This is a genomic window from Streptomyces sp. NPDC029152, assembly GCF_055564355.1.
The window spans coordinates 91,878-102,738 of sequence record NZ_JBVHWR010000023.1; the positions used below are offsets into that span (position 1 = coordinate 91,878).

At 68.5% G+C, this 10,861-nt stretch carries 10 protein-coding genes; 4 read left to right on the forward strand and 6 right to left on the reverse strand.

The annotated features are described in order from the left end of the window. Positions 1–87: 87 nt before the first annotated feature. Positions 88–303 (reverse strand): YMGG-like glycine zipper-containing protein, encoded by a 216-nt coding sequence (locus ACZ4V6_RS32100; RefSeq protein ID WP_467834174.1) that lies wholly within the window; start codon positions 301–303, stop codon positions 88–90. 18 nt (positions 304–321) lie between these two features. After that, entirely contained in the window at positions 322–3,690 is a 3,369-nt protein-coding gene (locus ACZ4V6_RS32105; protein WP_467834176.1) for an RHS repeat-associated core domain-containing protein, read from the reverse strand. A 577-nt stretch (positions 3,691–4,267) separates the two neighbouring features. On the opposite strand from ACZ4V6_RS32105, the gene ACZ4V6_RS32110 reads away from it, so the two are divergent. Then, the gene (locus ACZ4V6_RS32110) at positions 4,268–4,477 is read left to right on the forward strand and encodes a DUF6207 family protein (RefSeq protein ID WP_467834178.1); all 210 of its coding nucleotides are present in this window, start codon (positions 4,268–4,270) and stop codon (positions 4,475–4,477) included. A gap of 99 nt (positions 4,478–4,576) precedes the next feature. Here ACZ4V6_RS32110 and ACZ4V6_RS32115 read toward each other — a convergent pair whose 3' ends face one another. The 4 genes from ACZ4V6_RS32115 to ACZ4V6_RS32130 form a co-directional block, all read right to left on the reverse strand. Continuing rightward, positions 4,577–4,876 carry a hypothetical protein gene (locus tag ACZ4V6_RS32115; RefSeq protein ID WP_467834180.1) on the reverse strand — a complete coding sequence of 100 codons (300 nt, stop codon included), beginning with the start codon at positions 4,874–4,876 and terminating at the stop codon, positions 4,577–4,579. Positions 4,877–4,921: 45 nt separating this feature from the next. Next, entirely contained in the window at positions 4,922–6,319 is a 1,398-nt protein-coding gene (locus tag ACZ4V6_RS32120) for a replication-relaxation family protein (RefSeq protein WP_467834182.1), read from the reverse strand. A gap of 586 nt (positions 6,320–6,905) precedes the next feature. Beyond that, the gene (locus tag ACZ4V6_RS32125; RefSeq protein WP_467834184.1) at positions 6,906–7,301 is read right to left on the reverse strand and encodes a DUF6188 family protein; all 396 of its coding nucleotides are present in this window, start codon (positions 7,299–7,301) and stop codon (positions 6,906–6,908) included. After that, the gene (locus tag ACZ4V6_RS32130) at positions 7,298–8,587 is read right to left on the reverse strand and encodes an IS30 family transposase (protein WP_467834186.1); all 1,290 of its coding nucleotides are present in this window, start codon (positions 8,585–8,587) and stop codon (positions 7,298–7,300) included. The genes ACZ4V6_RS32125 and ACZ4V6_RS32130 overlap by 4 nt, the downstream gene beginning before the upstream one ends. A gap of 290 nt (positions 8,588–8,877) precedes the next feature. Between ACZ4V6_RS32130 and ACZ4V6_RS32135 the strand changes: the two genes are divergently transcribed. The 3 genes from ACZ4V6_RS32135 to ACZ4V6_RS32145 form a co-directional block, all read left to right on the forward strand. After that, positions 8,878–9,674 (forward strand): IS5 family transposase gene (locus ACZ4V6_RS32135; protein ID WP_467834199.1). Its coding sequence is split into 2 segments (ribosomal slippage): positions 8,878–9,211 and positions 9,211–9,674, totalling 798 coding nucleotides; the frame shifts between segments, so codons are not numbered across the junction. Between the two features lie 102 nt (positions 9,675–9,776). Then, a complete protein-coding gene (locus tag ACZ4V6_RS32140) occupies positions 9,777–10,376 on the forward strand; it encodes an SMI1/KNR4 family protein (protein WP_467834188.1) in 600 nt (199 codons plus the stop codon). A gap of 273 nt (positions 10,377–10,649) precedes the next feature. Next, positions 10,650–10,861, forward strand: a 212-nt coding sequence (locus tag ACZ4V6_RS32145) for a transposase (protein WP_467834190.1), incomplete at its 3' end; no start/stop codon positions are given.

Sequence of the window (10,861 nt, forward strand, 5' to 3'; positions counted from 1 at the left end):
CGCACTGCGGCCCTACGCCGGATCCGGCGTAGGGCCGCAATTTGGAGGAAGGTCACTTGCTCGCGAGCGGTCACAGAGCGGGCGTCACTAATCGCGATAGACGGACCTTCGGACCGCTCGGTCGAGTGGTGGTTGGATCAGGCCGACGACGGCACCAATGGCGCCCATCACCAGCGCGCCCTGCCAGGGTGTGCCGATGAAGCCAAAGGCCAGGCTCAGCACTGTTCCAAGCACCGCACCGATCAGTGCGAAGAGCATGCCGCGCTTCCAAGCGATCGCATACGCCTTGCTCGCGTCAGGCACAGGTGTTCTCCCTGTTGGTCAGACTTTCGCTCCGCCGATGAGTCCGCCGACGACGCTGCCAAGGACAGCGTTCTTGGCGTCGTCGCTGTCTCCGCCCGCGACCACGGCTCCCAGCCCTGCACCGGCGCCTCCCCATAGGGCGCCTGTTACCGCGCCGGCGGCCACGCAGCCTATTCCGGCCGTCCCTGCGCAAGCTGCGGCCACAGCTGTTGCAGCAGCGAGGCCAGCCACGGCACCACCAATAGCGCTTCCCACATCAGGCCAGCTGAACAGCCCCGTCGGGTCACTGTTGTTGATGGGGTCGCCGGCGGCGTAGAGGTAGGGGTTGGATTCCTGGCCGGAGGGATCGGGCTGGGTGAAGCGGCCGAGGGCGGGGTCGTAGTAGCGGTGCCCCATCTTGTACAGGCCGGTCGGGTCTGCGTACGCACCCGCGTACCGGTACGGCTGGGGCACGGTCTCGGTCGGCGTGCTCCGCGGCGCGCCGGTGGGTCCGTAGGCGTAGGTGTGGGTGCGCTTGCCGGTGTCGTCGGCGAGGCCGAGGACGTTGCCGGTGGCGTCGGTGAGGTAGTAGTAGGACTTCCCCCCAGTCGTCATGGAGTTCAGGGTGCCCGCCGGTTCGCGGATGAATCCGGTGTCGACGCCGTTGGTGGTGGTGGAGGCGAGGCCGAGGGCGGTGTGGTGGAACCAGGTCGAACCGAACTTGGTGCGTTCGGCGTTGCTGGTGCCGGCGTGGACCAGGTCGTAGGTCTTGCCGCCCGCGGTGATGCCGGCGAGTTGGCTGTAGTCGGTCCAGGTCTCGTTGGTGCGGGCGGTGGTGCCGGCGGCGGCGGTTTCGTTGCCGAGCTTGTCGTAGGACCAGCCCGTGGTGGAGCCGTTCTTTCCGGTCAGTTCGCTGGCGTCGTCGTACGTGTAGGTCGTGGCGCCCGGGCAGGCGGATGCGCTGCCGTCCTGGCTGGTGAGGTTGCCGGCCTTGTCGAAGCAGTACAGCCACGACGCCTTCCGCGCGCCCGCGGAGTCGGCTTCGAGGGCGTAGGTGAGGCGGTCCTGGGAGTCGTAGGTGTAGCTGGTCTTGTCCTTGGTGAGGTTGTCGGTGCGGGTGCGGATCTTGGTGGTGTCCTTGCCCGCGCTGGCGTAGCTGTAGGTCAGGTCGACGAAGGTCTGGGTGCCGGAGGTGGTCTTGACGGCGCTGGGGCGGCCGTTGTTGTCGATGGTGACGGTCTGGGTGGTGCCGCCGGGGTAGACGGTCTTGGTGCGCTTGTCGTTGTTGTCGTAGTCGAAGTCGGTCTTCTTGCCGTCCGGGGCGGTCAGGTAGTCCAGGCGGCCGGCCTTGTCCCAGGTGTAGTCCGTGGTGCCGGTGGGGTCGGTGTAGTAGTCGACGTCGCCGCCCGGGGTGTAGGCGAGGGCGGTCTGGGCGCCGTTTTGCAGGGTGCGGCGTTTTTCGCGGTTGAGCTTGTCGTACTCCCAGGTGGTGGTGCCGGAGGCGTCGGTGCGGGTGGTGACGTTGCCGTCACCGTCGTAGGTGTAGGTGACCGTGGCGTTCGTGGAGGACACCTCGCGGACGCGGTCGCGGGTGTCGTAGCCGTAGACGGTGGTGATGCCGCGGCCGTCCTTGACCGTCTCCACCCGGCCCAGCGGATCGTAGGTGTAGGTCGTCTCGCCCAGCGGCGCCGGCGGCTTCACCTTCCACAGGTTGCCGTGGTCGTCGTAGGTGAAGGAGGTGACCTTGCCGTTGCCGTCCTTGACGGTGCAGCGCTGGCCCTCGAAGCCGCCGCACTTCGGGGTGGCCTCGTTGTAGGTGTACTCCCGGGTCGCACCCGCCGTACCGGAGGTGGTCACCGACATCGTGTTGCCGTTGGCGTCGTACTTGAAGCTGTCCTTGCGGCCGTCGGCACTGGTGAAGTCGTTGGGCAGGTCCGTGCCGGCGACCGTCTGATAGGCCGTCACCGATGCGGTCGCGCCCATCGGCAGCTTCTGGGAGACGGCGTTGTTGCGGCCGTCCCAGCCGTAGGTGGTGGTGTTGCCGCCGGTGCCGTCCGTGCCGGTGCCCATCGCGTCGGTGGCGGTCTGGGTCAGGTGGTTCTTGTACGTGGAGTGGCGGGAGTGCCCGAGCGGGTCGGTGACCTTGGTGACCTCGCCGTCGGCGTTGTGGGTGTAGATGGTCTCGTCGCCGTCGGGGTCGGTGAGCGTCGTCGTGCCCGCATCCGAGGCAGTGGCCGCGCTGTAGTCGTAGCGCCAGGTCGGGCCCGTGTGGCCAGTTCCCGTCGTGCCGGTGGCGCGTTGCATGGAGGTGACGCGGTTGTGGGCGTCGTAGGTGAACTGGGTGACCGTGCCCTCGGGGGTGGTCACCTTCGTCACCCGTCGGGAGCCGTCGTATTCGTAGGCGGTGGCCTTGCCGGCGGTGTCGGTGGCCTTGGCGAGGTTGCCGGCCGCGTCGAGGTCGAAGACGGCGGTGCGGCCGGTGTGGTCCTTGGCCTGCCACTGGTTCGGGTAGGTCTTGAGCAGGTCGATCCAGCGGCCGGAGCGGGTCTCGGTCAGCTTGAATCCCTTGTGCTCGCTGCCCTCGTCGTGCTGGTCGACGGTGATCGTGCCCTTGTTCCTGTCCGTCACCTTGAGCAGGGTGCCGTGCTGGTTGTAGGTGTCTTTGGTGCCGGACTTGCGGTCGGTGAGGGTGTAGGTGCCGTCCGCGTTCTTCTTCAGGTCCTTCGAGTAACCGGCCGGCGTGGTGTAGGTGCCGTCGGCGTTGGCGGTGAAACGCAGCAGGTCGCCGGTGGCGTCGAAGACGTCGACCTCGCCGTCGCCCACCTGCAGGTAGCGCTCGTAGGCCTGCCACCAGCGCTGCGACACCTTCCCCCAGGGCGCCTCGAGGGAGTTGTAGGTACGGGCCAGCTGGAGCTTCTGGCCGACGCCGGCGATGTCGAAGTCGGTGGCGGCCAGCATCAGGTTGCCGTCGGAGACATTCACCCGCGCCACCAGGGCGTCGTTCAGGCGGGTGTCGAGGATCTGGTGCCAGGGCACCTGGCCCTGCCCCTCGGGCAGGTAGCCGGCGGCCGCGGCGGCAGCCGTCGAGCGGGACGCCGAGGACTTGTCGGAGCTTTCGCCGGTGGCGCGGGCCTTCTGCGCCGCCCGCCAGGCCGCGACCTCGGCCGACGGCTTCGCTTCCGCCTCCGACTCCGGCGCCTTGACCGAACCGGCCGGCGTCGCGGGAGCCTCGACCTTCGTCGGCTTCGTCCACGGACTCTCCGGCTTTGGCAACTGGGGCTTCGGCGCCGCCGCCAGGCCGGGAGCCGCGGCGATCACCACGGCGGCCGTGGTGATCGCCGAGACGAGAGCGGTTCTGTGTGTTCTCCGGGCACGCCACAGGGGCGTGCGCGCAGCACGCGAGTGCATCAGCTTCCCCCCACAGGAAGTCAGACGGGCAGTCAGAACCAGCGACCACAACGGCCACCGGTGGCGCACAAGTTGACACAGGAAGCACACAAACCGGCGCGACGTCCCCTCGAACGTCATCTGCATGCGGGCCGGAATCAGCCCCACCGCTTCACCGGGGCGAAGCGGGACCTAACGGCATCAATCACCACGGCAGGCAGGCGGAATTGACAGTTCCGTTACTGATTCCCGGGGGTCTCTTGACCGGAACCTGTCGGCCTGGGCTCCTTTCATGGAGTGCGAGGTGAGCGACCACCCTCTTTCGGCCAGGGCCAGACCTCCCCCGCCTGCCGGCCAAGCGGTGCTCACGGATCGTCCTTGCCGGTCACAGCGGAAAAGCACGGGGCAGAGAGGTTGTCTCAGAGAATGCGCTGAACATCAGGAGACGGCCGGTGGCCTCCATGGCCGCCGCCTGCTCCCGGCCGGCCGTCGCGCACCCCCGGGCACAGGGCGTCGTCCCTCGAGGCCGCCGCCACTGGGTCGGATGACGACAGCGGGACCGGAGAACCGCTTCGGGTGCCCGCGCGCAGCGCCCGGCATGAGGCGGATCAGTGACGTGCAGGTGGCCGTGCCGGGCTTGGCCGTGGTGGAGGCCGCGGCCGCCGACGACGAGACTGCCTTCGCGGCCCAGGCGCTGCCCGCCGCGCGGTGCGTCACCGCGCCCGCGGACCGTACAGCCCGGGAACCCGGCGAGCCCGGCGTGCGGCTGCGCCTCTTCCTGGACCTGCGCCAGGACACCGGCACGTAGCTGGGGCCGCCGTCGCCGGGCGGGCGGACGACCGGCGCGGTGCTCCGGCTCGCTGACCAGACATGGTCGGGGTGTCCGCCACCGTGGTCGGGCTGATGGTCAGGGAGTGTCACCGGAGCAGGAGGAGCGGCAGGCGATGCCGGGACCCTGTGTGCGTGGTTCGCCGGGGCGCGGGTCGTACAGGGCGCGGCCGCCGGGGAACTGCCCGGCCTCGGTGATCAGGGCGGCGCCGTCGTCGGCCTCGTCCTGTGTCCAGCCGGTGATGTCGAGCAGCAGGCCGTCCAGCGGGCCGCCGACGAGGTCGGCGTAGGTCCGGGCCGGCCGTGGGCCCGGGGCGGGGTCGTCATGGTCGTGGCCGTAGACCCGGCGGCGTGGCAGCTGCTCGTCATCACGGTTCATCCGTTCAGCGTGGCAGCTGCCACTGTCAGCCGGGGTGCGGTCGCGTCACCTGCGGAAGCGGGAGAGCCAGGTGCCGTCGGCCTTCTGCTCGGGCACGGCCTGGTCGTGCTCCTGGTGCTCGGGCACGGCCTGCTCGGCGTGGCGTTCGGCGGTGACGGCTTGCTGCTTGCAGTCGACGCACAGGTGCGGGTGGGTCTCACGTGGGGCACCCCACCCGGCGGGCTCGATGGCCTTCCACCGTTCGTCGGTGAACCGGCTGCCGCAGCCGGCGCACACCGGACGGTTGGCCTCCCGCTCGGCCTTGTGCTGTGCGGCGATACGGCGCAGTTCCTCCTGGTGCTCGCGCTGGCTGGCTGCGTACTCGGCCTGCTGGCGGGCGTCGTGGGCTTCGCGGCGCGGGTTGCCGATCGCCTCGAGGAGCGTCTGGTTCTGTGGCCGGCCGAAGCGCCGGAAGACGGCCCCGGCCGGGCCGTGCTCCTTGAGGTGCTTCATGCCGGTGACGACGATGGGGAGCTTGCCGTCGTACATGTGGAAGCCGTCCTCGTACCAGGTGCCCTTCCAGTGCCGCTGGGTGAGCTCGGCCAGCTGCGCGATGACGGTGTCGGGGTTGCGGGGGCCGATGCGGTTGAAGACGAGCAGCAGTGGTGGGTGCGGCTGGTCGCCGTGGCGTCCGTCAGGCGCCCACCAGCGGGTGCGCCACATCGGCCGCTCGGTGCCGTCGACGTCCTTCACCTTGCGCTGGCCAAACCGCATGTACTTGTCGATCTTCGCGGCGAGGACCTGCGCGGACTCGAAGCAGTTGTCGATCTCCACGAACAGCAGCGGCACGCCGTCCTCGGGCGCGGTGATGACGATGTCCGCCTGGGCGCCGCCCCTGCCCGGGTTGGACCAGGTGCCGGTCGCGGGCAGCGCCACCTCGGTCGTGTAGGAGGCGATGGTGCCCAGCCCGGCGGGCGCGTCGACTGCCGTCTGCGCGGCGGCGCGGACGTCGGCCGGCTCGCCTGTGAGCTGGGCGAGGTCCGGCTTCGGGCGCAGCAGGGCGAGCACGGCTTCGTTGACCGTCATCGGGTGCGAGGCGCCGGTGCGGCCGGCGCCGCGGGCCGGGTCGCCCATCTCCCCCACCGGCCGCCCCAGCTCGCGGGCGGCGGCCTTCAATCCCATCGGGGTGAGGTTGCGCAGCCTGTCTCCGCTCGGGAGCTGTCCGCCGTTCTCCGCCAGGCCGTGCTTGCGCAGATCGGACAGCGCTCCGGTGTGGGAGGCGGTGCGGGCCTGCTTCCGCTTCGAGGGGGTCGGCTTGTCGGTGTGCCGGTAGCTCAGGTGCGGGGCTGAGATCTGCTGGATCTGTTCGGCCGTGGCGACCTTCAGCACGCCGAGCACGCGCAGCACGTCGCCGCGCAGGTTGTTCGACGACCCCGCCGGGTTCTCCTCACGCTTGGCCGCCATCAGCTGCGCTCCTTCCCCGTCGACTGGTGCGCGCGGCCACCTGCTGAGCGCTGGCCGCGCCCGGCCGCCAAGGGCACCCGGCCCCCGGACCCGATGATCTCCCCCACCACGGACATTCCTTTCAAGTTCAGGAGGAGAGAAGGGGGCTGTGACAACGCGGCGCGCGATCGTATCTGCGTGGTGACCTGGGCTTTCGTCATGCGGCATGGTGCCGGGCACCAAAGTGGGTTCCACAGTGGCCTCCCGAGTGCGCACCGCAGGAGGCCGGGGCGGCTTGCCCGCTGCTGGTCGGGCCCGTGGGCGGGGCGGGCACGCCGGGCGCCTGCCGGGGGTCGGTGCGCGGTCATCACGGTGGCTCCTTCGCTTCGGGCCGCCCTGGTGGGCGGGGACTCGAGGGAGCAGCGTGCAACCGACCCCCTTGTCCGCGGTCTGACCGGAGCCGGTAGCGGACCCGGTCAAGGAGAAACACGGCCGTGGTCGGGGCGGTAGCAGAGGTGGACAAGGGGGCGTGGTCGGACTCGTGGGGCGGATTCCAGCGGTCGTTGCAACAGGTTGAGTGCCGCAACGGTGTCGGTTGCGGCGGTGATCAGTGTTGCCAGTCGGTCTCGCCGCCTGGGCCAACCAGGACGGGATCGATTCCTGAGCCGGTGAGGTTCCACGACTCGTAGTCGGGGTCTGGCTCGATGCTGAGCCGAGTGCCGTCGTCGAAGCCGAGGGACAGGGTGCCTTGCCCGGTGACCTCGGTTTGGGTGACGCACTTGGCGAACAGGCCGAGTACCGGCGCCAGGGACGGTCCAGTGGCTGGCATCAGTAGGGCCCGGTGGCCCAAGGAGTCCACGAGGGTGAACGGTGTCTCGATGACGAGCTCGCCCTCGACGCGGATGCGGCCGTCTGGGGCGTGATCGGTGAAGCTAATCCGGATCTGGTGGTCGAAGGCCGTGCGTGTGACACGGGTGCCGACCAGCTCCGCAGGTACTCTCACCGCTCCCCCTGCCGCGGTTCTGCCGTGTGTCGACGGAAAGCCGACGACCGGCTCTGTTGGGCCTTGAGCAGTGTAGACAGGCGCTCGGTCGGCGTTTCCCAGCCGAGCGTCTTGCGGGGCCTGCTGTTCAGTTCGGCGGCGACCGCGTTCAGGTGCTCGCGAGTGTGGACGGACAGGTCGGTGCCCTTGGGAAAGTACTGACGGAGCAGGCCGTTGGTGTTTTCATTCGAGCCGCGCTGCCACGGGCTGCCGGGGTCACAGAAGTAGACCGGGACGTTGGTGGCCATGCTGAAGTCGCGATGAGCGGCCATCTCAGTGCCCTGATCCCAGGTCAGTGACCGTTTCAGGTCAGGTGGCAGGGTGTTGACGGTGGCGATGAGGGCGTCGCGCACGGCTGCGGAGTTGTAGCCGTCGGGCAGGCGGACCAGCATCAGGTAGCGGGTGCTGCGGTCGACCAGGGTGGCGATCGCGGAGTGCTTCTTGCGGCCGAGGATCAGGTCGCCTTCCCAGTGCCCGGGGACGGCCCGGTCGGCTGCCTCGGGCGGCCGTTGGCTGATCATGACCTTGTTCTTGACTGCCCGGAAGCGCCGGCGATCGGCCAGGCGGCGAGGGAGCCGTCTGACACGTCCCGTGCGCAGAGTTTGGGTCAGTTCGCGGCGGAGTTCTGTGCGGCCTTGGCTGTAAAGGGCCTGGTAGATGGTCTCGTGGCTCACGTGCATGTCCGGCCGATGAGTGAAGCGTCTGCGCAGAGCGTGGCAGATCTGCTCAGGGCTCCAGCGCAGGGTCAGGTGCGACTGGATGAAGTCGTGCAGTTCCGGGTTCTGGCCGATCTTCCCGGTCTTTGGACGAGGCCGGCGGGCGTCAGCGCGTCGCTGGGCGGCATAGGGCCGGTAGTGCCAGCGGCCGTCGGCCAGGGCTGTGCCGTTGCGGCGGACTTCTCGGCTGATCGTCGACGGGCTGCGGCCCAGCTCGGCGGCGATCGTCCGGATGGTGGCCTTCTCCAGTAGCCGGTCGGCTATGTAGACGCGCTCGGCCTCACGGAGATAGCGCGAGGGACTGCTCGATTCATCGACGGGTGCCGCGTTGAGCGGTGGTGCTGCCTTGAACCGACCCGAGGCACCTCGTCCGTTGCGCCATCGTTCGCCGGTGCGGGTGCTGATGCCGACGGCCCTGGCGGCCTCGGCAAAGCTCATTCCTTGATCCACAAGCAGGAAGTATGTCTCCCGTTCTTGGACCAGCGGCCTGTTGCCCTGGGGCCTTCGCTTCTCACGAAATTCGACGTCCATCGCCACCTCTGAGCCGAGGTGTTGCAACGATCGCTAGAACCCAGACTGCGGGCCCGACCACGGCAGGTCACAGCCCCGCGTGGGGAGCCAGCTGACAACGACGGACCCGACCATGCAGAAGACTCAAAGACGCTTGGGTCCCCTCAGATTCATCACACCTTCTCCACAGAGGTCGTCGGCTGGTTCATCCCATCGCGAGCAAGGGGAGGCACAGACGGCCGATTTGACCCCCACCCTCCTTAGAGATCGTCTCAACTGGCTTGATCAGTAGGCTGCCGGGCGTGATAGCGATGGTGGAGCGTCTGGTGCCGGACGGGTTGTGGAAGTTGTTCCAGCGGGTGGTACCCGCCGCTCCGGTTCGGCCTCAGGGTGGTGGCCGGCGCAGGTACGGGGACCGACAGGTGCTGGCGGCGATCATCTTCGTGGCCACGACGGGCTGTACATGGCGCCAGCTGCCGACGGGTTTCGGCCCGTCCGGACCGACCGCGCACCGACGGTTCACCGAGTGGAGTCGGGCCCGGGTGTGGGGCAAGCTTCACCGCCTGGTGCTGGACGAGCTCGGCGCTCGCGGCGAGTTGGACTGGTCGCGGTGCGCGATCGACTCGGTGAGCATGCGGGCGATGAAAGGGGGGACCTGACGGGCCCGAATCCCGTAGATCGCGGAAAGAAGGGCTCAAAGATCCATTTGATCACCGAGCGGACCGGTCTGCCCCTCTCCGTCGGCATCTCGGCGGCGAACACGCATGACAGCCAGGGCCTGGAACCCCTCGTGCGGGGTATCCCACCGATCCGCTCCCGCCGCGGACCGCGCCGTCGGCGGCCCGCCAAGCTCCACGCCGACAAGGGCTACGACTACGACCACCTGCGCCGATGGCTCCGCACCCGACGCATCATCCCGCGCATCGCCCGCAAAGGTGTCGAGTCCTCCCAGCGGCTGGGCCGCCACCGCTGGACCGTGGAGCGGACGGTGGCGTGGCTGGCCGGGTGCCGCCGCCTGCACCGCCGCTACGAACGCAAGGCCGACCACTTCCTGGCCTTCGTCGGGATCGCCGCCGCCCTGATCTGCTACCGCAGGATGGCGACCTGACCGGCGAGGACGGCAGGCTGGCATGATCCATAACGCATTCGGACGATCCCGCCCTGCCGCTGGCCTGCTGCCCGGCAGCGATCCATACCAACGAGGTACCCCATGACCGACTATCTGGCTGCCACCATGGCAATGCTTGGACCGGCCCAGAACCGCTATGCAGAGCCCTCGGCATGGGGCCGCCTCCACGCCGATCTCGGCATACGGCTGCCGGCCGACTACCGGGTGATCGTCGACGCATACGCCCCGATCCAACTCAACGGTCATCTCTCCTTGTCCCACCCCGCGACCGAGCGGTGGAACCTGGTCCAGTGGATCCGGGACACCATCCAGGCGTGGTCAGAAGTGCCCTGGGATGAGCTCGACCTCGAGCGCGGCGAGGATCCCCGCCAGCTCCTTGGACTCGAGGAGTTGAGCTTCGGCACCCGCAACGGCCTGTGGCCGATCGCGAGCACCGACCGAGGAGAGACGATCTTCCTTGACGCAGCCGCCGATGCCACCAGACTCGTGGTCAACTATGACGAAACCTGGGCAGAGCACCGCATGTGCTTCACCGAATGGCTCTATCGCTACCTGGTCGGCGAAGACATGACCGGCCCCAACAGCTCAGCTTTCTATCCAGGCCCTGTGAAACTGCAGCACCTCCCGATGTCTGCCGGCGAACGTCCCGAGCCTTGGTACGGCCCAGACCGAGGTATGTGAGGCGCTGGCACCCGCTGGCAGGGGACGGCCCCAAACGAGATGACCTCTTAGAGGGCGTTTACGCAGGTTAAGCCCTGTAAGCGGTTTTTGCTCCTGTTCTGCTTTGAGGGCTTTCATCCCGTAGGTGGCGAATGGCGCTCTCCGCGGTGGATGCTTGGTCATCCGTCTCGTTCGCTTTTACGCCTGGAAGTCCGTCTGGTTTGAAGTTGCTGCGGAATCGCCCAACGACCAGCGGAATCGAGTCCTCCGTCTCGCTCGTGATCACGCTACGTCGTGAGCGAGCGCAAGCCGTACCCCAGCGACCTGTCCGACGCCCGATGGGCCCTGATCGAGCCGACACTGACGGCCTGGAGAAAGGCCCGGCTCGACCGCAGACCAACCGGGAAGCCAGCCAAAGTCGATTTACGGGACGTCTTCAACGCGATCCTCTACGTGAACCGCACAGGAATCCCCTGGAAATACCTCCCACATGACTTCCCGAACCA